We start from the raw sequence: 21,262 nt of genomic DNA on the forward strand, positions 1-21,262 counted from the left end.
GATTACTGCCCGTTTTGCTCATCCAGGACGACCTGATACAGCGCCTCATTACTGCTGGCGCTGCGCAATTTATCGCGCACTTCCTTGCGGTCGAGCATGCTGGCGATCTGCCGGAGCAGTTCCAGGTGGGCATCGGTGGCGGCTTGTGGGACCAGCAGAACAAACAGCAGGTCGACCGGAGCGCCGTCGATGGCATCGAAATCGATAGGGTGATCCAAGTGCAGCAGAGCGCTGACCGGTGTTTCGCAGCCTTTGAGGCGGCAGTGGGGGATGGCGATGCCGTTGCCAAAACCGGTCGAACCGAGTTTTTCACGGGCAATCAGCGCCTCGAAGACATCTTGCATCTCCAGCTCAGGCACTTGGCTGCTGATCAGGTTGGCAATTTGTTCGAGGGCTTTCTTCTTGCTGCCGCCCGGCACGTTCACAAGGGAACGGCCGGGGGTCAGGATGGTTTGAAGTTGGATCATAGGGGGAGGGTTAACGACCTGTACCTTGCATCAGGTGCAGATTCTTTTCCTTATGCTTTTTGAGTTGGCGGTCAAGCTTGTCGGTGAGCAAGTCGATCGATGCATACATGTCTTCATGCTCGGCATTGGCAACCACTTCGCCACCGGGTATCTGCAGGGTCGCTTCGATTTTCTGCTGAAGCTTGTCGACCTTCATGATGACCTGCACGTTGGTGATCTTGTCGAAATGTCCTTCAAGCTTCTTCAGCTTCTGTTCGACGTATTCGCGCATTGGTGGGGTGACTTCTACATGGTGTCCACTGATGTTGACTTGCATACAGCTTCTCCTTCGTTGCCAGTGCATAAAGCGACAGGCGAAAAGCGCCTGCCACTGGAACGCTGTGCCCCGCCCGTCACATCAAACGCTTACGCTCGCTGGAAGGCGCGATCCCAAGGGACTCGCGGTACTTGGCGACGGTTCGACGGGCGACCTGAATGCCTTGTGCCTCCAGTAAACCAGCGATCTTGCTGTCACTCAACGGCTTTTTCTGATTTTCCGCGGCAACCAGTTTTTTGATGATCGCGCGGATCGCCGTGGACGAGCATTCGCCGCCTTCGGAGGTGCTTACGTGGCTGGAGAAAAAGTATTTCAGCTCATATATACCCCGTGGGGTATGCATGAATTTTTGCGTGGTCACCCGTGAAATCGTCGACTCGTGCATGCCCACCGCCTCGGCGATGTCATGCAGCACCAGCGGCTTCATGGCTTCGTCACCGTATTCCAGGAAGCCGCGCTGGTGCTCGACGATCTGGGTGGCGACTTTCATCAGGGTTTCGTTGCGGCTTTGCAGGCTCTTGATGAACCAGCGCGCTTCCTGCAGCTGGTTGCGCATGAAGGTGTTGTCGGCGCTGGTATCGGCGCGGCGCACGAAACCGGCGTATTGCGGGTTGACCCGCAGGCGTGGCACCGATTCCTGATTCAACTCGACCAGCCAACGCTCATTGTCCTTGCGCACGATCACATCAGGCACGACATATTCGGCTTCGCTGGACTCGATCTGCGAGCCCGGACGCGGGTTGAGGCTCTGGACCAGCTCGATGACCTGGCGCAGCTCGTCTTCCTTGAGCTTCATGCGACGCATCAGCTGGCTGTAGTCGCGGCTGCCCAGCAGGTCGATGTAGTCGCTGACCAGGCGCTTGGCTTCAGCGAGCCAAGGGGTCTTGGCCGGCAGTTGGCGCAGTTGCAGCAACAGGCACTCGCTGAGCGTACGGGCGCCAATCCCGGCGGGCTCGAATTGCTGGATGCGGTGCAGGACGGCTTCGATCTCGTCCAGCTCGATATCCAGCTCAGGGTCGAACGCCTCAAGAATTTCTTCCAGCGTCTCGTCCAGGTAACCCTGGTTATTGATGCAGTCGATCAGGGTGACGGCAATGAGGCGGTCGGTGTCGGACATCGGCGCCAGGTTCAGTTGCCACAACAGGTGACTCTGCAGGCTCTCGCCGACCGACGTGCGGGTGGTGAAGTCCCATTCGTCGTCATCGTTGCTGGGCAGGCTGCTGGCGCTGGTCTGGTAGACGTCTTCCCAGGCGGTATCCACCGGAAGCTCGTTGGGAATGCGTTCGTTCCATTCGCCGTCCTCGAGGTTGTCCACCGTCGGGGCGGTTTCCTGATAGGACGGTTCCTGTACGTCGGGATTGGGCTTTTGCTCGATGTTGTCGGCCAAAGGGTCTGTGTTGTCGAAGTCGTCGCCTTCTTCCTGGCGTTCGAGCATCGGATTGGACTCCAGGGCCTCCTGGATTTCCTGTTGCAGGTCCAGGGTCGACAATTGGAGCAGGCGGATGGCCTGTTGCAGCTGCGGTGTCATCGTCAGCTGCTGGCCCATTCTCAGGACTAGCGATGGTTTCATGGCAGGGGCTTAACACCTTATTCGCCGGCGCAATGCGCCATCCACGACAGGGCGCGTGAGCGCCAAACATAAGCAAATTATATGCCTGATATCGGGGCCTTTGCCTAGAGCGCGGTAACAATAAAAAAACCGAGGTTTTCATTGACTCGCTCGCACTCTCGCGAATGGCCCGATAGCACCGCGTTTACAGGCGGAACTCGTGACCCAGGTAAACTTCTTTCACCAGTTCGTTGGCCAGGATCGTCGCGGAATCTCCTTCGGCGATCAATTGCCCGTCGTTGACGATGTAAGCGGTTTCGCAGATATCCAGGGTTTCACGCACGTTGTGGTCGGTGATCAGCACACCGATGCCCTTGGCCTTGAGGTGATGAATGATCTGCTTGATATCGCCTACCGAGATCGGGTCAACACCGGCAAAGGGTTCGTCCAGCAGGATGAACTTGGGGGCGGTGGCCAGGGCCCGGGCGATCTCCACGCGACGACGCTCACCACCGGACAGGCTCATGCCAAGGTTGTCGCGAATGTGGTTGATGTGGAATTCCTGCAGCAGGCTTTCCAGCTCCTTGCGGCGGCCGTCGCGGTCGAGTTCCTTGCGGGTCTCGAGGATTGCCATGATGTTGTCGGCCACCGACAGTTTGCGGAAGATCGACGCTTCCTGGGGAAGATAGCCAATGCCCGCGCGCGCACGACCGTGCATGGGCTGGTGGCTGACGTCCAGGTCGTCGATCAATACGCGCCCCTGGTCCGCCTGGACCAGCCCGACGATCATGTAGAAGCAGGTGGTCTTGCCGGCGCCGTTGGGGCCGAGCAAGCCGACGATCTGGCCGCTGTCGATCGACAGGCTCACATCGCGTACCACCTGGCGGCTTTTATAGGCCTTGGCCAGGTGCTGGGCTTTCAGGGTTGCCATTACTCGGCCTTCTTCTTCGGCTGGATGACCATGTCGATACGTGGGCGAGGCGCGGTGACCTTGTTGCCATTGGCGCGACCCGCCTGGGCGACCTGGGTCTTGGTGTTGTAGACGATCTTCTCGCCTTCGGTGGAGTTGCCGTCGGCACTGAGCACCTTGGCCTGGTCAATCAGTACGATGCGATTTTGCTGGGCATGGTATTGAATGGTCTTGCCGTAGCCTTTCATCGGGCCCGGATCTTCTGCCTTTTGCTTCTGTTCGAAGTAAGCCAGGTTGCCCACCGAGGTCACGACATCGATATCGCCGGCCGGAGTGCGCGTCAGGGTCACCGTGTTGCCGGTGATCTTCATCGAGCCCTGGGTGATGATCACGCCACCTGTGTAGGTCGCGACGCCTTGTTTGTCATCCAGCTGCGCATCGTCAGCCGAGATGTGGATCGGTTGCTGGCTATCGTTCGGCAGAGCCCAGGCGCTCACGCTTCCCAGTGCTGCGCCCAGACCGAGCAAAATAGGGAGGGTTTTAACGAGCCTCATACTGTCCTCTTACGTTCGATAGCAGGTGTATCCTGCTTTCTTTCAAATACGCTTTCATTCCCTTGCCAGTCGATACACCGCCAGCGCCGTCGATTCTAACGTCTTGCTCGGTCTGCGCATATTGCTGTTGTGGGAATACCGTCATGCGACTGCTGGTAATGATGGTGTCACGGTTCTGCGCGTCTGTACGTGCGACGCGTACCGAATCGATCAGTTCGATTTGAGTGCCGTCCGGATTGACCTCGCCACGCAGGCTGGTGACATGCCACGGCAGTTCGGTGCCACGGTACAAGTTCAGGTCCGGGTTGGTCAGCAGGCTGACTTCCGAGGCCTTCAGGCGCTCGACCTTGTCGGAGGCCAGCACATACTGCACCTTGCCATCGGGCAGGAACTGCACGGTGTGGGTGTTGGTGGCGAAGTTATCGATGATGCTTTCGTCAACCTGCACAACAGGTTTGTCGAGAAAGCGCTCAGGGCTGATATTCCAGTAGCCCACCGCGAGGAACAGCGCGGCGATGACCCCGAATAACAGGAAGTTGCGAATCTTTTTGCTCAGCATATAACGCTCTATAGGTAGGCGGCGTGGGCCGCTTCAAGACTGCCCTGGGCACGCAGGATCAACTCGCAGAACTCGCGGGCGGCACCCTCACCGCCACGGGCGGTGGTAATGCCATGGGCGTGTTCGCGCACAAACGCTGCGGCATTGGCGACGGCCATGCCCAGGCCTACCCGGCGGATCACCGGCAGGTCAGGCAGGTCGTCACCCAGATAGGCGACCTGTTCATAGCTTAGGTTGAGTTGGCCAAGAAGCTCGTCCAGCACCACCAGTTTATCCTCGCGGCCCTGATACAGGTGAGCAATACCCAGGTTTTGTGCGCGGCGTTCCACAACGGGTGTCTTTCGACCACTGATAATCGCGGTTTGCACGCCTGCGGCCATCAACATCTTGATGCCCTGGCCGTCGAGCGTGTTGAAGGTCTTGAATTCGCTGCCGTCTTCGAGAAAGTACAGGCGGCCATCGGTCAGCACGCCATCGACGTCGAATATCGCCAATTTGATGTTTTTGCCGCGTTGCAACAGGTCGCTGGTCATTTACATCACTCCCGCACGTAACAAGTCGTGCATGTTCAGGGCGCCGATCGGGCGGTCATTGTCATCGACCACCACCAGCGCGCCGATCTTGTGGTCTTCCATGATCTTCAGAGCTTCGGCTGCAAGCATCTCGGCGCGAGCGGTCTTGCCGTGGGGCGTCATCACGGCGTCGATGGTTGCGGTATGGATGTCGATGGTGCGGTCCAGGGTGCGACGCAAATCACCATCGGTAAACACGCCGGCCAGTCGCCCGTCGGCTTCCAGGATTACGGTCATGCCCAGACCCTTGCGGGTCATTTCCATCAGCGCGTCCTTGAGCAGGGTGCCGCGTTGTACATGGGGTAGTTCATCGCCCGCATGCATGACGTTCTCTACTTTCAGCAGCAGGCGACGGCCCAGGGCGCCACCGGGGTGGGAAAAGGCGAAGTCTTCGGCCGTGAACCCGCGCGCTTCCAGCAGTGCCACCGCCAGGGCGTCGCCCATGACCAGCGCGGCGGTGGTGGAGGAGGTGGGCGCCAGGTTCAGCGGGCAGGCTTCGTGGGCGACATGAACGTTCAGGTTCACTTCGGCAGCCTTGGCCAGCGTCGATTCCGGGTTGCCGGTGACGCTGATCAGCTTGATGCCCAGGCGCTTGATCAGCGGCAGCAGCGTCACGATTTCGTTGGTGGTGCCCGAGTTGGACAGGGCCAGAATCACGTCATCCCGGGTGATCATGCCCATATCACCGTGGCTGGCTTCGGCCGGGTGCACGAAGAACGCCGTGGTGCCGGTGCTTGCCAGCGTCGCGGCGATCTTGTTGCCGATGTGGCCGGACTTGCCCATGCCCACCACGACAACGCGGCCCTTGCTGGCCAGAATCATCTCGCAGGCGCGTACGAAATCTGCGTCGATATGGGCCAGCAAACCTTCTACGGCTTCCAGCTCGAGGCGGATGGTGCGTTGTGCGGATTGAATAAGGTCGCTGGATTGGCTCATGTCTGAAATCGTATAGCCTGACGAAAAGTCGGCGATTATAGCGGTAATGATCAATTCCCTCACGCAAGTTCGTCAGGCTTTGTTCCGAAGGTCTTCGGGATTCGTCCCGATGACATGGCGGGCAAGGTTTTTTTCGCTGTCCTTAATCTGAACAAGCGCTGTTCCGGCCTTGGGGGCGCTGTACCAGCAGTGATATAGTTCGCGGCCAGTTCGGTCCGCCCAACCCATGGCGCAAACATTTGCGCATCCGCAGCAAACGAAAGCTGCATACATGGTGTCTGAGTGAAAGGCTGCATCCCAAGGAGATTAGATGAGTGCCGATAACGCCTACGCGGTCGAGCTGAAGGGCCTTTCCTTCAAGCGCGGTACGCGCAGCATCTTCAATAACGTCGATATTCGCATTCCTCGCGGAAAAGTCACGGGCATCATGGGGCCTTCCGGTTGCGGCAAGACCACCTTGTTGCGCCTGATGGGCATGCAATTGCGCCCCAGTGCCGGCGAAGTGTGGGTCAACGGCCAGAACCTGCCGACGCTGTCGCGCAGCGATCTGTTCGATGCGCGCAAGCACATGGGGGTTCTGTTCCAGAGCGGCGCGCTGTTTACCGACCTCGATGTATTCGAAAACGTAGCGTTCCCGCTGCGGGTGCACACGCAGCTGTCCGATGAAATGATTCGTGACATTGTGCTGCTGAAACTGCAGGCCGTAGGGCTTCGCGGGGCCATCGACCTGATGCCTGACGAATTGTCCGGCGGCATGAAGCGCCGTGTGGCCCTGGCGCGAGCCATCGCACTGGACCCGCAGATCCTCATGTATGACGAGCCTTTCGTGGGCCAGGACCCGATCGCCATGGGCGTGCTGGTGCGCCTGATCCGCCTGCTCAACGACGCACTGGGCATCACCAGCATCGTGGTATCCCACGACCTGGCTGAAACCGCGAGCATCGCCGACTACCTCTATGTAGTGGGTGATGGCCAGGTGCTGGGGCAGGGGACGCCGGAAGAGCTGATGAACGCCGATAATCCGCGCATTCGCCAATTCATGACCGGCGATCCCGATGGCCCGGTGCCTTTTCACTTTCCGGCAGCGGACTACCGCGCAGATCTTCTGGGGAAGCGCTGATGCGCAAAACATCTATTATCGAGAAGGTTCGCCTTTTCGGTCGCTCGGGCATCGACATTGTCGAAGTTCTCGGGCGTTCGACCATTTTCCTGTTCCACGCCTTGCTCGGCCGCGGCGGCATCGGCGGCGGTTTTGGCTTGCTGCTCAAGCAACTGCATGCGGTCGGCGTGATGTCCCTGGTGATCATCGTGGTCTCCGGGGTGTTCATCGGCATGGTGCTGGCGCTGCAAGGCTTCAACATCCTGTCCAGCTACGGTTCCGAGCAGGCGGTAGGGCAGATGGTCGCCCTGACGCTGTTGCGTGAACTGGGGCCGGTGGTCACCGCCTTGTTGTTCGCCGGGCGTGCCGGTTCGGCGCTGACCGCCGAAATCGGCAACATGAAGTCCACTGAACAGCTGTCCAGCCTGGAAATGATCGGCGTGGACCCGCTCAAGTACATTGTTGCCCCGCGCCTGTGGGCCGGCTTCATCTCCCTGCCGCTGCTGGCGATGATCTTCAGCGTGGTCGGGATCTGGGGCGGTTCATGGGTGGCGGTGGACTGGTTGGGCGTCTATGACGGTTCCTACTGGGCCAACATGCAAAACAGCGTGACCTTCACGGGCGACGTGCTCAACGGCATCATAAAGAGCATCGTCTTCGCCTTTGTAGTGACCTGGATCGCCGTATTCCAAGGCTATGACTGTGAGCCCACTTCAGAAGGGATCAGTCGCGCCACCACCAAGACCGTTGTGTACGCCTCGCTGGCGGTACTGGGCCTTGACTTCATTTTGACCGCCTTGATGTTTGGAGATTTCTGATGCAAAACCGCACTGTGGAGATCGGTGTCGGCCTTTTCTTGCTGGCTGGCATCCTGGCTTTACTGTTGCTGGCCCTGCGGGTCAGTGGCCTGTCGGCCAGCCCCACCGCCGACACTTATAAACTTTATGCGTACTTCGACAATATCGCCGGTTTGACGGTCAGAGCTAAAGTGACCATGGCTGGCGTAACCGTCGGCAAGGTCACGGCAATCGATCTGGATCGCGACAGCTTCACCGGGCGAGTGACGATGCAACTGGACAAGAAGGTGGATAATCTGCCGACTGACTCCACGGCATCTATCCTCACTGCGGGTCTGCTGGGCGAGAAGTACATCGGTCTCAGCGTTGGCGGGGAAACAGCCCTGCTCAAGGATGGTTCGACAATCCACGACACACAGTCGTCGTTGGTACTTGAAGACTTGATCGGTAAATTCCTGCTCAACACGGTCAATAAAGACGCCAAATGAGGAATCTGTTCATGATCTCTACCTTGCGACGCGGCCTTCTGGTGCTGCTTGCAGCGCTGCCGTTGATGGCCAACGCAGCCGGTTCCGCCCACGAACTGGTGCAGGACACGACCAACAAAATGCTGGCCGATCTGTCGGCCAACAAGGAAAAGTACAAACAGGACCCGAGCCAGTTCTACAACGCGCTCAACAGCATTGTCGGTCCGGTGGTGGATGCCGAAGGCATTTCCCGCAGCATCATGACCGTCAAGTATTCGCGCAAGGCCACGCCTGCGCAGATGCAGCGCTTCCAGGAAAACTTCAAGCGTGGCCTGTTCCAGTTCTACGGCAACGCCTTGCTTGAATACAACAACCAGGGCATTACCGTGGCTCCGGCCGGTGATGAGTCGGGCGATCGCACCAGCGTCAACATGAGCGTCAAGGGCAACAATGGCGCTGTGTACCCTGTGCAGTACACGCTGGAGAAGGTCAACGGCGAGTGGAAACTGCGCAATGTGATCATCAACGGTATCAATATCGGCAAGCTGTTCCGCGACCAGTTCGCCGACGCGATGCAGCGCAATGGTAACAACCTGGACAAGACCATTGACGGCTGGGCCGGTGAAGTGGCCAAGGCCAAGGAAGAAACCGATAAAGCCGCCGAGAAGCCAGCACAATGACCGAGTCGGCTGTTCGTATCGGCGGCGCCGGCGAGTTGTTGCTCAGCGGTGTGCTGGATTACCGTACCGGGCCTGACCTGCGCAAGCAGGGCCAGGCACTGATCAAGGCCAGCAGCGCGCCTGCGCTGGTGGTTGACTGCTCGGCGGTGACCAAGTCCAGCAGTGTCGGGCTGTCGTTGCTGCTGTGCTTCATGCGCGATGCGCAAGCGGCAAAAAAGCCTCTCAGTATCCGTGCGTTGCCTGAAGACATGCGTGAGATTGCCGAGGTTTCCGGCTTGACCGAACTGTTGGCACACCCTTAATACACATTTATCACGAAAGCCCCCCGTCAGAGTCCTGCTATGCGGGGTTCGCAGGCGCGGGGCTTTTTTGTATGATGTGCGACCCGTGCGCACTGGGCGCCGATAGAGGTTGAGCATGCAGGCCCTAGAAGTTAAGAGCTTCCTTGAAGGAAAGCTGCCGGAAACGACTGTTGAAGTTGAAGGCGAAGGCTGCAATTTCCAGCTGAACGTGATTAGCGATGAACTGGCGGCATTGAGCCCGGTCAAGCGTCAGCAGCAGATCTATGCCCATTTGAACCCATGGATCACCGATGGCAGCATCCATGCGGTCACTATGAAATTTTTCAGCCGCGCGGCCTGGGCCGAGCGCACCTGAGCCCCCAAGGCGTCGAGATTCTTATGGATAAATTGATTATTACCGGCGGTGCCCGCCTTGATGGCGAGATTCGCATTTCCGGTGCGAAAAACTCCGCCTTGCCGATCCTGGCGGCGACCCTGCTGTGCGACGGTCCCGTGACTGTAGCCAACCTGCCGCATCTGCACGACATCACCACCATGATCGAGCTGTTCGGTCGCATGGGTATCGAGCCTGTGATCGACGAGAAATTGTCCGTCGAAATCGACCCACGCACCATCAAGACCCTGATCGCCCCGTACGAGCTGGTGAAAACCATGCGTGCGTCGATTCTGGTGCTCGGCCCGATGGTCGCGCGTTTCGGTGAGGCCGAAGTGGCCCTGCCTGGTGGTTGCGCCATTGGTTCGCGTCCGGTCGACCTGCACATCCGTGGCCTTGAAGCCATGGGCGCGGTCATCGACGTCGAAGGCGGCTACATCAAGGCCAAGGCGCCGGAAGGCGGCCTGCGTGGCGCCAACTTCTTCTTTGATACCGTCAGCGTGACCGGTACCGAGAACATCATGATGGCCGCTGCCCTGGCCAAGGGCCGCAGCGTCCTGCAAAACGCCGCGCGCGAGCCGGAAGTGGTCGACCTGGCCAACTTCCTCAACGCCATGGGCGCGAAGGTTTCCGGTGCCGGCACCGACACCATCACTATCGATGGTGTAGAGCGTCTGCACACCGCCACCTACAAAGTCATGCCCGACCGCATCGAGACCGGCACGTACCTGGTTGCCGCTGCCGTCACCGGTGGCCGCGTGAAGGTCAAGGACACCGATCCGACCATCCTCGAAGCCGTGCTGGAAAAACTCAAGGAAGCCGGTGCTGAAATCACCACCGGTGAAGACTGGATCGAGCTGAACATGCATGGCAAGCGGCCAAAAGCCGTCAATGTGCGTACTGCCCCGTACCCGGCATTCCCGACCGACATGCAGGCGCAGTTCATTTCCTTGAACGCAATCGCTGAAGGCACCGGTGCCGTGATCGAGACCATCTTCGAAAACCGCTTCATGCATGTGTACGAACTGCACCGCATGGGCGCCAAGATCCAGGTCGAGGGCAATACCGCCATCGTCACCGGCATCGACAAGCTCAAGGGCGCGCCAGTGATGGCAACCGACCTGCGCGCTTCGGCCAGCCTGGTCATCTCGGCACTGTGCGCTGATGGCGACACCCTGATCGACCGCATCTACCACATAGACCGTGGCTACGAGTGCATCGAAGAAAAGCTGCAGATGCTCGGCGCGAAAATCCGCCGCGTTCCGGGCTAAAGCCTGCTGCCCTGTAGGAGCGAGCTTGCTCGCGAAAAACTCATGTACACCGCGTTGACTCTGAGTGAACGCGTTATCGTTGACGTTCTTCGCGAGCAAGCTCGCTCCTACACACACTGTTTGTTTCAATCGAGGCTGTAAGGGCCTCGATCTGTGTCTGGCGCCATTTGTGACCAGTCAGCAATAGCCTGATGAAGGACTGACATTTCCCATGTTGACCATCGCACTGTCCAAGGGCCGCATCCTTGACGACACGCTGCCGCTTCTGGCTGAAGCGGGCATCGTGCCGACCGAGAATCCGGACAAGAGCCGCAAGCTGATCATCCCCACGACCCAGGACGACGTGCGCCTGCTGATCGTGCGGGCTACCGACGTGCCGACCTATGTTGAACATGGTGCCGCCGACCTGGGTGTCGCCGGCAAGGACGTGCTGATGGAATACGGTGGTCAAGGTCTCTACGAGCCACTGGACCTGCGTATCGCGCTGTGCAAGCTGATGACCGCCGGCCGTGTCGGCGATGTTGAGCCCAAGGGCCGCCTGCGGGTGGCGACCAAGTTCGTTAACGTCGCCAAACGCTACTACGCTGAACAAGGCCGTCAGGTCGATATCATCAAGCTCTACGGTTCGATGGAACTGGCGCCGCTGATCGGCCTGGCCGACAAGATCATCGACGTGGTCGACACCGGCAACACCCTGCGTGCCAACGGTCTCGAGCCTCAGGATTTCATTGCCGACATCAGCTCGCGCCTGATCGTCAACAAAGCATCGATGAAGATGCAGCACGCCCGTATCCAGGCGTTGATCGACACCCTGCGCCAGGCAGTGGAGTCTCGACACCGCGGTTGACTCACCCGCGTAGCCCAAAAGCTGCGCCCGTCTATCCGCCTCATAGCCAGAATTCTCAGGTGCCCAAGCGGAAACGACTGCTAGTTTAGGGCGCCTGAGTTTTTGCCAATCTATTGAGGCCCTCGCTATGACCACGTCCACTGCAATTGCCCGACTCAACGCTGCCGACCCGGATTTCGCCCGCCATCTGGATCATCTGCTGAGCTGGGAAAGCGTGTCCGACGACTCGGTCAACCAGCGGGTGCTCGACATCATCAAAGCCGTGCGCGAGCGCGGCGATGCGGCACTGGTGGATTTCACCCGTCAGTTCGACGGCCTGGACGTCAAGTCCATGGCTGATTTGATTCTGCCCCGCGAACGCCTGGAACTGGCCCTGACGCGTATCACCGCGCCCCAGCGTGAAGCGCTGGAAGTGGCGGCGGCGCGGGTGCGCAGCTATCACGAAAAACAGAAACAGGATTCCTGGAGCTACACCGAGGCCGACGGCACCGTGCTGGGCCAGAAGGTCACGCCGCTGGACCGCGCCGGCCTGTATGTGCCGGGCGGCAAAGCCTCGTACCCATCGTCGGTGTTGATGAACGCGATCCCGGCCAAAGTGGCGGGCGTGACCGAGGTGGTCATGGTGGTGCCGACCCCCCGTGGCGAACTCAACGAGCTGGTATTGGCCGCCGCCTGCATCGCCGGCGTCGACCGCGTGTTCACCATCGGCGGCGCCCAGGCAGTGGCCGCCCTGGCCTATGGCACTGAAAGCGTGCCGAAGGTCGACAAAGTGGTGGGGCCGGGCAATATCTACGTCGCCACCGCCAAGCGCCATGTGTTCGGCCAGGTCGGTATCGACATGATCGCCGGGCCTTCGGAAATTCTCGTGGTGTGTGACGGCCAGACCGACCCGGACTGGATCGCCATGGACCTGTTCTCCCAGGCCGAGCACGACGAAGACGCCCAGGCGATCCTGGTCAGCCCCGACGCTGACTTCCTCGACCAGGTTGCCGCCAGCATCGAAAAGCTGCTGCCCACCATGGAACGCGCCGAAATCATCGAAAAATCGATCAATGGTCGCGGCGCACTGATTCTGGTGAGCGACATGGAGCAAGCCATCGAAGTGGCCAACCGTATTGCGCCGGAGCACCTTGAGCTGTCCGTGGCGGACCCACAAGCCTGGCTGCCGTCGATTCGTCACGCCGGAGCGATCTTCATGGGGCGTCACACCAGTGAAGCCCTGGGCGACTACTGCGCAGGCCCGAACCATGTGCTGCCGACCTCCGGCACCGCACGTTTTTCCTCGCCGCTGGGGGTGTATGACTTCCAGAAGCGCTCGTCGATCATCTTCTGTTCTCCCCAGGGCGCGTCCGAATTGGGCAAGACCGCTTCGGTGCTGGCCCGTGGCGAGTCGCTGAGCGCCCACGCGCGCAGTGCTGAATACCGCATTCTTGAAGAGGGGAAATGAGGCATGAGTAAATTCTGGAGCCCTTTCGTCAAGGATCTCGTGCCTTACGTGCCCGGCGAACAGCCGAAGCTGACCAAACTGGTCAAGCTCAACACCAACGAAAACCCCTACGGGCCATCGCCCAAGGCGCTGGCGGCGATGCAGGCCGAGTTGAACGACAACTTGCGTCTGTACCCGGACCCTAACAGCGATCTGCTCAAGCAGGCCGTTGCCGGCTATTACGCGATTGATGCGAGCAAAATATTCCTTGGCAACGGTTCCGACGAAGTCCTGGCGCACATCTTTCACGGCCTGTTCCAGCACGATCTGCCGCTGCTGTTCCCGGATATCAGCTACAGCTTCTATCCGGTGTATTGCGGCCTCTATGGCATCAGGTTCGACGCGGTGCCATTGGACGAGCAATTCCAGATTCGCGCGGCCGACTATGTACGGCCCAACGGCGGGATCATTTTCCCCAACCCGAACGCGCCGACCGGCTGCGTGCTGGCGCTGGACGCCGTGGAGCAGATCCTCAAGGCCAGCCCGGACTCGGTGGTGGTGGTCGACGAAGCCTATATCGACTTCGGCGGCGAGACGGCCATCAGCCTGGTGGACCGCTATCCCAACCTGCTGGTGACCCAGACCCTGTCCAAATCGCGCTCACTGGCCGGTTTGCGGGTGGGCCTCGCCGTGGGCCATCCGGACCTGATCGAGGCGCTGGAGCGGGTCAAGAACAGCTTCAACTCCTATCCCTTGGATCGGCTGGCAGTCGCTGGCGCAGCCGCCGCTTTCGATGACCGTGAATACTTTGAGAAGACGTGCCGGTGGGTGATCGACAGCCGCGAGAAGCTGGTTGCGCAGCTGCAGGCCAAGGGCTTTGAAGTGCTGCCGTCAGCCGCCAACTTCATCTTCGCCCGCCACCCGCAACATGACGCCGCCGGCCTGGCAGCCAGGTTGCGTGAACAAGGCGTGATTGTTCGGCACTTCAAGCAGGCGCGGATTGCCCAGTTCCTGCGGATCAGCATCGGCACACCGGAGCAGAACCAGGCGCTGATCGATGGCCTGGGCGAGCTCTAAGCCACACTGGAGATAAAAATGTGGGAGGGGGCTTGCCCCCGATAGCGGAGTGTCAGTCAACAGATGTAATGACTGACACACTGCCATCGGGGGCAAGCCCCCTCCCACATTTAGTTAGATCAGCGGTTCGTCAGGCTTCTTGTTCTTCCAGCCATCGTTACCCGGCAGCAGCAGGTTCAAACCAATCGCCACCACCGCACACAGGGCGATGCCCTTGAGGCCGAAGTCATCCGGGCCGGTGCCGGTTCCTACCAGTACACCACCAATCCCGAACACCAGGGTCACCGACACAATCACCAGATTGCGCGCTTCACCCAGGTCGATCCTGTGGCGAATCAGCGTATTCATCCCCACCGCCGCAATCGAGCCGAACAGCAGGCACAGAATCCCGCCCATCACCGGCACCGGAATGCTCTGCAGCAGCGCGCCGAACTTGCCGATGAACGCCAGGCTGATCGCGAACACCGCGGCCCAGGTCATGATTTTCGGGTTGTAGTTCTTGGTCAGCATCACCGCGCCCGTCACTTCGGCGTAGGTGGTATTGGGCGGGCCGCCAAACAGGCCGGCGGCCGTCGTGGCAATCCCGTCACCCAGCAAGGTGCGGTGCAGGCCAGGCTTCTTCAGGTAGTCGCGACCGGTCACGCTGCCTACCGCAATCACGCCACCGATATGTTCGATCGCAGGGGCCAGGGCCACCGGCACGATAAACAGGATCGCCTGCCAGTTGAACTCCGGCGCAGTGAAGTGGGGCAGGGCGAACCACGGCGCAGCCGCGATCTTTGCCGTGTCGACCACGCCGAAGTAGAACGCCATGGCAAAACCCACCAGCACGCCGGAAATGATCGGCACCAGGCGGAAAATGCCCTTGCCGAACACCGCCACGATCAAGGTGGTCAGCAGTGCCGGCATCGAGATCAGCATGGCCGTCTGGTAGTGGATCAGCTCGGCGCCGTCGCCGGACTTGCCCATGGCCATGTTGGCGGCAATCGGCGCCATGGCCAGGCCGATGGAAATGATCACCGGGCCGATCACGACCGGCGGCAGCAGTCGGTCGATAAAACCGGTGCCTTTGACCTTCACGGCCAGGCCCAGGAAGGTATAGACGAAACCCGCCGCCATCACCCCGCCCATGGTCGCCGCGAGGCCGAATTGGCCCTTGGCGAGAATGATCGGGGTGATGAACGCAAAGCTCGATGCCAGGAACACCGGCACCTGCCGCCCCGTCACCACCTGGAACAGCAGCGTGCCCAGGCCTGCGGTGAACAGTGCGACGTTTGGATCAAGACCTGTGATCAGCGGCATCAACACCAGCGCGCCAAATGCTACGAAGAGCATTTGTGCGCCAGACAGGATCTGGCGCCAAAGCGGGTCGTTGAATTCATCCTGCATGGTCACGCGTCCTTCTGCTTGGTGCCGAAGATTTTGTCACCGGCATCGCCCAGGCCTGGGATGATGTAGCCGTGTTCATTCAGGCGCTCGTCGATGGAGGCGGTGTAGATCTGTACGTCAGGGTGCGCTTTCTCGACGGCGGCGATGCCTTCGGGGGCCGCAACCAGCACCATGGCGCGAATGTCGCGGCAGCCGGCTTTTTTCAGCAGGTCGATGGTGGCGACCATGGAGCTGCCGGTGGCGAGCATCGGGTCGATGATCATGGCCAGGCGTTCGTTGATTTCCGGGACGAGTTTTTCCAGGTAAGTATGGGCCTGCAAGGTTTCTTCATTGCGGGCCACGCCCACGGCGCTCACCTTGGCGCCCGGGATCAGGCTGAGCACACCTTCGAGCATGCCGATACCGGCGCGCAGGATCGGGACTACGGTAATTTTCTTACCGGCGATTTTCTCGACTTGCACGGGACCGGCCCAACCGGAGATCTCGTAAGTCTCCAGGGGTAAATCCTTGGTGGCTTCGTAAGTGAGCAGCGCTCCAACTTCCTGAGCAAGCTCACGGAAATTCTTCGTGCTGATGTCGGCACGGCGCATAAGGCCGAGTTTGTGTCGGATCAGCGGGTGGCGGATCTCGCGAGTGGGCATGGGAAAGGCTCCGGCGGCGGGCAAAAAAACCGGCCTAGATTAATCTATCCGAGGGTGTTGTCCTATAGACATCACCTACGTTAGTCCATAAAGGCTTGATTGGAGCGCACGAGAAGCGTACCTTCGCCCGCTTTTCTTGCCACAGCACCCCTTGGAGAGCGCCATGTCCGCTGATCTCGAGCATATCCGTCAAATCATGCACGAGGCTGACTGCCTGTACACCGAAGCGCAAGTCGAAGCAGCGATCGCCAAGGTCGGCGCCCACATCACCCGCGAAATGGCCGACACCAACCCAGTAGTTTTCTGCGTGATGAACGGTGGCCTGATCTTCGCCGGCAAATTGCTCACCCATCTGCAATTTCCCCTGGAAGCGTCTTACCTGCACGCCACCCGCTATCGCAACGAAACCAGTGGCGGCGATCTGTTCTGGAAGGCCAAGCCGGAAGTCTCGTTTATCGACCGTGACGTGCTGATCATCGATGACATCCTCGACGAAGGGCACACCCTGGGCGCGATCATCGATTTCTGCAAACATGCTGGCGCGCGTAAAGTGCACACCGCCGTGCTGATCGACAAAGACCACGACCGCAAGGCGCGCCCCGAGCTGAAAGCCGATTTCGTCGGGCTGCCGTGCGTCGACCGCTATATCTTCGGGTATGGCATGGACTACAAGGGCTACTGGCGTAACGCCAATGGCATCTACGCCGTTAAAGGAATGTAATCGATGGCCCGTTTTCTTGATCAGACCTTATTTGCAGAGTTGGCCGAGAAAGCGGGCGACAGCCCCCGTGGCCGGCACCATCACAATTTCCACCAGATGCAAGAGCCGTGTCATCGCCTCGCCGTGGCCCTGCAGCCGAGTACCTATGTGCCCCCTCATCGGCACCTGAGCGCGGACAAGGCGGAAACCTTGCTGGTGCTCAAGGGCCGGTTGGGGTTGCTGATATTCAGCGAAACCGGCGAAGTCATCGCCAAGCGCGTCATGCAGGCCGGGGGCGAGTGCGCCGGCGTCGACCTGCCGCCGGGAGTGTTCCATGGCCTGGTGGTACTGGAACCCGATACGGTGATGTTCGAATGCAAGGCCGGGCCTTATCGGCCGGTGGGCGAGGGTGAGCAGGCTGCCTGGGCGCCGCGCGAAGGCGATGCCGGTGTGGCTGACTACCAACGCTGGATGCTCGCCCAGTTCGATTGAGCTGACCAAAATCCAAATGTGGGAGGGGGCTTGCCCCCGATAGCGGTGTGTCAGTCCATACCTGTGTGCCTGACCCACCCTCATCGGGAGCGAGCCCCCTCCCACATTGGCCCGTCCCCGCTTCCGAAGCCCGCGTCACGCAGGTAGACTTCAAGCCCCGTGTCAATGTCTGCAGGCTGGAGTCGGTAATGCGTAAAGATAAAAAACAGGTGATCGGTGACGAGATCGGCGACGACCAGATCAAGTTGTTCCTGAACTTCGAACCGGTCGATACGACTTCTGCGTCCCTGCACAAACTGATCAAGGCCTATCGCGGCCTGCGTGTCGACGACTTCGAGCGTTTCCTGGTTTTTTTCAAAGAAGCAGGGCTGGACCTGGATGGCAAGGATGAGCATGGCCAGACCTTTGTCGACCTGATCAAGGACCAGCGCAACGCCGCCGAGTACATCGCGCTGATCGACAAGGCTCGCGGCTGATTATCCAAGCCACGCAAAAACGCCCCGGCCTCATAAGAGTCCGGGGCGTTTCGCTTTTAGCTGTAGGAGCGAGCTTGCTCGCGAAGAACCTGAGAGCGCCGCGTTAATCCACTTGCGCTGCGTTATCGTTGACGTTTTTCGCGAGCGAGCTCGCTCCTACAGGTTCCACCAGCTCCAGGCTGATGTTGTTCTGCGTATTGATCCTGCGATACAGCTCGGCATCCGTCTCCAGCACTTTTTCGCGCGCCGGGAAGATCTCGTGCAGCTTGGTCGCCCATTCGCCTTTGGCTTTTTCAGGGAAGCAGCGTTCGATCAATTCCAGCATGATCGACACCGTCACCGAAGCGCCCGGCGAGGCGCCCAGCAGCGCCGCCAGCGAACCATCCGCGGCGGCAACCAGTTCGGTGCCGAATTGCAGCACGCCGCCTTTCTTCGGGTCCTTCTTGATGATCTGCACCCGTTGGCCGGCCACTTCCAGGCGCCAGTCTTCGGCTTTCGCTTCGGGGTAGAAGCGGCGCAGGGATTCCAGGCGCTGCTCCATGGACTGGCGCACTTCGCTGACCAGGTACTTGGTCAGGTCCATGTTGTCGCGCGCCACGGCGAGCATCGGGCCGATGTTGCCGGCGCGGATGGACATCGGCAGGTCCAGGAACGAGCCGTGCTTGAGGAACTTGGTGGTAAACCCGGCGTAGGGTCCGAACAACAGCGACTTCTTGCCATCCACCACGCGGGTGTCCAGGTGCGGCACCGACATCGGTGGCGAACCCACGGCCGCCTGGCTATAGACCTTGGCCTGATGCTGCTTGACCACTTCCGGATTATCGCAACGCAGCCACTGGCCGCTGACCGGGAAACCGCCGAAGCCTTTGCTTTCTTCGATGCCCGAAGCCTGCAGCAGCGGCAGGGCCGCACCGCCGGCGCCGAGGAACACGAACCGGGCATCCACTTCGCGGCTGTTGCCGCTGTTGACGTCCTTGATGCTCACGGTCCAGCCGGCGCCATTGCGCTTGAGGCCGGTAACGCGCTTGCAGTACTTGACCTGGGCGTCCGGCGAACTGGTCAAGTGATTGAGCAACTGGTTGGTCAGGGCGCCAAAGTTGACGTCAGTGCCATTCATCACGCGGGTCGCGGCGATTTTTTCATCGAGCGGGCGGCCGGGCATCATCAGCGGCATCCACTCGGCCATCTCGCTGCGGTCTTCGGTGTAGTGCATGTCCGAAAACGCATGGTGCCGGCTGAGGGTTTCAAAACGCTTCTTGAGAAAGGCAACGCCGTTGTCGCCCTGCACGAAACTCAAGTGCGGGACCGGGCTGATAAAGGACTTGCACGAGCCAAAGGTGCCTTTTTTGGCCAGGTACGCCCAGAACTGCTTCGATACCTCGAACTGGGTGTTGATGTGCACGGCTTTCTTGATGTCGATGGAACCATCGGCGGCCTGCGGCGTGTAGTTCAGCTCGCAGAGCCCGGCGTGGCCGGTACCGGCGTTGTTCCACGGGTTGGAACTCTCCGCGGCACCCGAATCCATCAGCTCAACGACTTCCAGCTTGAGGCCGGGGTCGAGCTCCTTGAGCAGTACGGCCAGGGTGGCACTCATGATGCCGGCCCCTACCAGAACTACGTCGACTGCTTCGTTATGCGCCATTTAACGCGTCTCCAAAATCTGCAGCACCAAATTGACGGCATGGCTGCCAGGAGTGACGGGGCGGTTCACGTGTTGCCCCAAATACTCATGGCCAGGATCGCCATGTCCGTTTCGCAATTCCTTGCAACTTCAGCGCACGCTTCCTGCCCGGCTAATCTGCCTATGAACGCATTCATGGGCGCCTGTGGCAATTCGACTTATGGTCAAAGCGTGCGATTCGTGCAACCAATCCGCAGCGGACAGGCTCAAGCTCCGGTTATTGAGGAACGCTCGGTCCTGTGTTGGGCTGTTTCAGACGCTGATGGTGCTTGTACAAACGCCAAACTATTCATTTGCTCGCCACACTCTTGTGAAGTTGTGAAAACCCGTTTTTTTCACGCTCTTTTGAAGACGTGAACCTCAAAAAAGGGCTGCCCCAGCCTGGCACCTGGCCCGCGAAACGGGCAAACAACTCAAGTGGCCGAGCGCAATGGCAGCTCTGGCAGATTCGATAAAGACGGGTGGTTTGCACAGGAAACAGCAAGCACGCCAGCTTCACTCGATCTGTGTGGGCGGCTCTCTGTGGGCGATTTGGAGGTTAATGCCAAGGCATTAACGATGCTGCGGGGCCCGATCAGGAGACGTCCTTATAATCGGGGGGAGATTGTAGCGAAGAACGCCGGGGAAATGGGCGTGTTTTATGACTTTTATTAGGACGTCGGTCAGGAGGCCAACGCTTGACGCGATTGTGCGCGTACAAATTGCGGGCTGACCCTGGCACTGACCGGCAGCGGGCGGTGCATCCAGCCCAGGTGTGTCTCGGCGACTTCGACCCAGCCTTCACCGACGGGCGGCAAGCTGCATTGCTTGAACGCCAGGCAATGACCATGGGCATCGAGCAGGGCAAAGTGACGGTGGCGGCTGTGTGACAGGAACAGTGACTTGAGAAGGCGCATGGCTGTGTACCGGTTGCGTTACATGCTTGAAGGTTGTCAGTCTGGCATGACATTGGAATGACGCTTTTATGCGAAATTGTAATTTGCCGATGCCTTCAGCTGCGGTTCAGGATCGCTGGTGGGTGATGCGCGTGCACCGTTATACTGGCGACCTGTCTGCGCCTAGTCCTGGAGAAATGAGTATGTTGCAACGCCTGTTGTTCGGTTTGATCACTGTGACCAGTTTGGCTTTGGTTGGCTGCGCCAACAGCCCGCAACAACTCAGCCCGCAACCCAAAGTCACGGCGCAGTTGGCCCCGGTCGGTCACGGCCAGCCGGTGTCGGTGCGTGTGGTGGACGGTCGTCCGTCACCGACCCTGGGTTCGCGTGGCGGTCTGTACCCGGAGACCGCGCTGATTTCGGTGACCGGCCAGGACGTGCTGCCCAAGCTGCAGGCCCAGGCTGAAGCCGCTGTGCGCCTGCTGGGCTTTACCCCGACCAATTCGCCCGGTGCGCCGCAACTGACCGTTACCCTGGCCGAACTGAAATATCAGTCGCCCAAGGAAGGCCTGTATGTGACCGAAGCGTCCATCGGCGCAACTTTCAAGTCCGACGTCAGCGCCGGGACCCGTCGCTACAGCGGTCGTTATGCCGCGTCCCTCAACCAGCGCTTCGGCATGTCGCCGAATCAGGAAACCAATACCAAGCTGGTCAGCGACGTGCTCAGCGATGCCCTGACCCGGCTGTTCAAGGACCCTAGCATCGGCCAGTTGCTCAGTTCGCAATAAGCGGTTCAAAAAGACCGG

The 21,262-nt window shown here is 59.8% G+C and carries 26 protein-coding genes; 14 read left to right on the forward strand and 12 right to left on the reverse strand.

Features of this window, described 5'->3' with window-relative positions:
• Positions 1-2: 2 nt before the first annotated feature.
• The 8 genes from ptsN to TU82_RS17715 form a co-directional block, all read right to left on the reverse strand.
• The gene (gene ptsN, locus TU82_RS17680) at positions 3-467 is read right to left on the reverse strand and encodes a PTS IIA-like nitrogen regulatory protein PtsN (protein ID WP_057724571.1); all 465 of its coding nucleotides are present in this window, start codon (positions 465-467) and stop codon (positions 3-5) included.
• A gap of 10 nt (positions 468-477) precedes the next feature.
• A complete protein-coding gene (hpf, locus tag TU82_RS17685; protein WP_057724572.1) occupies positions 478-783 on the reverse strand; it encodes a ribosome hibernation-promoting factor, HPF/YfiA family in 306 nt (101 codons plus the stop codon).
• Positions 784-859: 76 nt separating this feature from the next.
• Positions 860-2,353 carry an RNA polymerase factor sigma-54 gene (locus tag TU82_RS17690; RefSeq protein WP_057724573.1) on the reverse strand — a complete coding sequence of 498 codons (1,494 nt, stop codon included), beginning with the start codon at positions 2,351-2,353 and terminating at the stop codon, positions 860-862.
• A 184-nt stretch (positions 2,354-2,537) separates the two neighbouring features.
• A complete protein-coding gene (gene lptB, locus TU82_RS17695; RefSeq protein ID WP_003171806.1) occupies positions 2,538-3,263 on the reverse strand; it encodes an LPS export ABC transporter ATP-binding protein in 726 nt (241 codons plus the stop codon).
• Positions 3,263-3,796, reverse strand: a complete 534-nt coding sequence (gene lptA / locus TU82_RS17700) for a lipopolysaccharide transport periplasmic protein LptA (protein ID WP_057724574.1) — start codon at positions 3,794-3,796, stop codon at positions 3,263-3,265. The genes lptB and lptA overlap by 1 nt, the downstream gene beginning before the upstream one ends.
• Positions 3,783-4,355 (reverse strand): LPS export ABC transporter periplasmic protein LptC, encoded by a 573-nt coding sequence (lptC, locus tag TU82_RS17705; RefSeq protein ID WP_057724575.1) that lies wholly within the window; start codon positions 4,353-4,355, stop codon positions 3,783-3,785. The genes lptA and lptC overlap by 14 nt, the downstream gene beginning before the upstream one ends.
• 8 nt (positions 4,356-4,363) lie before the next feature.
• Positions 4,364-4,888: a KdsC family phosphatase gene (locus TU82_RS17710; RefSeq protein WP_005784847.1), complete on the reverse strand. Its 525-nt coding sequence runs from the start codon at positions 4,886-4,888 to the stop codon at positions 4,364-4,366.
• A complete protein-coding gene (locus TU82_RS17715) occupies positions 4,889-5,863 on the reverse strand; it encodes a KpsF/GutQ family sugar-phosphate isomerase (RefSeq protein WP_057724576.1) in 975 nt (324 codons plus the stop codon). It lies immediately after the preceding gene.
• Positions 5,864-6,173: 310 nt separating this feature from the next.
• Between TU82_RS17715 and TU82_RS17720 the strand changes: the two genes are divergently transcribed.
• The 10 genes from TU82_RS17720 to hisC all read left to right on the forward strand — a co-directional run bounded on the left by TU82_RS17720 (position 6,174) and on the right by hisC (position 14,202).
• On the forward strand, positions 6,174-6,983 hold the full coding sequence (locus TU82_RS17720; RefSeq protein ID WP_057724577.1) for an ATP-binding cassette domain-containing protein: 810 nt from the start codon (positions 6,174-6,176) through the stop codon (positions 6,981-6,983).
• Positions 6,983-7,780, forward strand: coding sequence for a lipid asymmetry maintenance ABC transporter permease subunit MlaE (mlaE, locus tag TU82_RS17725; RefSeq protein WP_057724578.1), 798 nt, complete (start codon positions 6,983-6,985; stop codon positions 7,778-7,780). The genes TU82_RS17720 and mlaE overlap by 1 nt, the downstream gene beginning before the upstream one ends.
• Entirely contained in the window at positions 7,780-8,247 is a 468-nt protein-coding gene (gene mlaD, locus TU82_RS17730; RefSeq protein WP_057724579.1) for an outer membrane lipid asymmetry maintenance protein MlaD, read from the forward strand. Before mlaE ends, mlaD begins: the two co-directional genes overlap by 1 nt.
• Positions 8,248-8,258: 11 nt before the next feature.
• Entirely contained in the window at positions 8,259-8,906 is a 648-nt protein-coding gene (locus TU82_RS17735; RefSeq protein WP_057724580.1) for an MlaC/ttg2D family ABC transporter substrate-binding protein, read from the forward strand.
• Complete coding sequence (locus tag TU82_RS17740) at positions 8,903-9,208, forward strand: STAS domain-containing protein (RefSeq protein ID WP_057724581.1); 306 nt, start codon at positions 8,903-8,905, stop codon at positions 9,206-9,208. The genes TU82_RS17735 and TU82_RS17740 overlap by 4 nt, the downstream gene beginning before the upstream one ends.
• Positions 9,209-9,323: 115 nt before the next feature.
• Positions 9,324-9,563 (forward strand): BolA family protein, encoded by a 240-nt coding sequence (locus TU82_RS17745; RefSeq protein WP_003188597.1) that lies wholly within the window; start codon positions 9,324-9,326, stop codon positions 9,561-9,563.
• Between the two features lie 23 nt (positions 9,564-9,586).
• On the forward strand, positions 9,587-10,852 hold the full coding sequence (gene murA / locus TU82_RS17750) for a UDP-N-acetylglucosamine 1-carboxyvinyltransferase (RefSeq protein WP_057724582.1): 1,266 nt from the start codon (positions 9,587-9,589) through the stop codon (positions 10,850-10,852).
• 211 nt (positions 10,853-11,063) lie between these two features.
• A complete protein-coding gene (hisG, locus tag TU82_RS17755) occupies positions 11,064-11,699 on the forward strand; it encodes an ATP phosphoribosyltransferase (RefSeq protein WP_027604802.1) in 636 nt (211 codons plus the stop codon).
• A 127-nt stretch (positions 11,700-11,826) separates the two neighbouring features.
• Positions 11,827-13,146 carry a histidinol dehydrogenase gene (gene hisD, locus TU82_RS17760; RefSeq protein ID WP_057724583.1) on the forward strand — a complete coding sequence of 440 codons (1,320 nt, stop codon included), beginning with the start codon at positions 11,827-11,829 and terminating at the stop codon, positions 13,144-13,146.
• Between the two features lie 3 nt (positions 13,147-13,149).
• Complete coding sequence (gene hisC, locus TU82_RS17765; RefSeq protein ID WP_057724584.1) at positions 13,150-14,202, forward strand: histidinol-phosphate transaminase; 1,053 nt, start codon at positions 13,150-13,152, stop codon at positions 14,200-14,202.
• A 114-nt stretch (positions 14,203-14,316) separates the two neighbouring features.
• Here the strand turns inward: hisC and TU82_RS17770 are convergent, their stop codons facing one another.
• Positions 14,317-15,591, reverse strand: coding sequence for a uracil-xanthine permease family protein (locus TU82_RS17770; RefSeq protein ID WP_057724585.1), 1,275 nt, complete (start codon positions 15,589-15,591; stop codon positions 14,317-14,319).
• 2 nt (positions 15,592-15,593) lie between these two features.
• Positions 15,594-16,232 (reverse strand): uracil phosphoribosyltransferase, encoded by a 639-nt coding sequence (gene upp, locus TU82_RS17775; protein WP_057724586.1) that lies wholly within the window; start codon positions 16,230-16,232, stop codon positions 15,594-15,596.
• 163 nt (positions 16,233-16,395) lie between these two features.
• Here upp and TU82_RS17780 point away from each other — a divergent pair, with 163 nt between their 5' ends.
• The 3 genes from TU82_RS17780 (at position 16,396) to TU82_RS17790 (ending at position 17,900) form a co-directional block, all read left to right on the forward strand.
• Entirely contained in the window at positions 16,396-16,953 is a 558-nt protein-coding gene (locus TU82_RS17780) for a hypoxanthine-guanine phosphoribosyltransferase (RefSeq protein WP_003188610.1), read from the forward strand.
• Positions 16,954-16,956: 3 nt separating this feature from the next.
• Positions 16,957-17,424 carry a WbuC family cupin fold metalloprotein gene (locus tag TU82_RS17785; RefSeq protein WP_057724587.1) on the forward strand — a complete coding sequence of 156 codons (468 nt, stop codon included), beginning with the start codon at positions 16,957-16,959 and terminating at the stop codon, positions 17,422-17,424.
• A gap of 188 nt (positions 17,425-17,612) precedes the next feature.
• On the forward strand, positions 17,613-17,900 hold the full coding sequence (locus tag TU82_RS17790; RefSeq protein ID WP_057724588.1) for a PA4642 family protein: 288 nt from the start codon (positions 17,613-17,615) through the stop codon (positions 17,898-17,900).
• 103 nt (positions 17,901-18,003) lie between these two features.
• Here TU82_RS17790 and mqo read toward each other — a convergent pair whose 3' ends face one another.
• Both mqo and TU82_RS17800 read right to left on the reverse strand, forming a co-directional pair.
• Entirely contained in the window at positions 18,004-19,542 is a 1,539-nt protein-coding gene (mqo, locus tag TU82_RS17795) for a malate dehydrogenase (quinone) (protein WP_057724589.1), read from the reverse strand.
• Positions 19,543-20,243: 701 nt separating this feature from the next.
• On the reverse strand, positions 20,244-20,477 hold the full coding sequence (locus tag TU82_RS17800; RefSeq protein WP_057724590.1) for a hypothetical protein: 234 nt from the start codon (positions 20,475-20,477) through the stop codon (positions 20,244-20,246).
• Positions 20,478-20,659: 182 nt separating this feature from the next.
• Between TU82_RS17800 and TU82_RS17805 the strand changes: the two genes are divergently transcribed.
• On the forward strand, positions 20,660-21,244 hold the full coding sequence (locus tag TU82_RS17805; protein WP_057724591.1) for a YajG family lipoprotein: 585 nt from the start codon (positions 20,660-20,662) through the stop codon (positions 21,242-21,244).
• Positions 21,245-21,262 lie beyond the last annotated feature (18 nt).

It is taken from the genome of Pseudomonas orientalis, from assembly GCF_001439815.1.
In the GTDB taxonomy this organism is placed as follows: Bacteria; Pseudomonadota; Gammaproteobacteria; order Pseudomonadales; family Pseudomonadaceae; genus Aquipseudomonas; species Aquipseudomonas orientalis.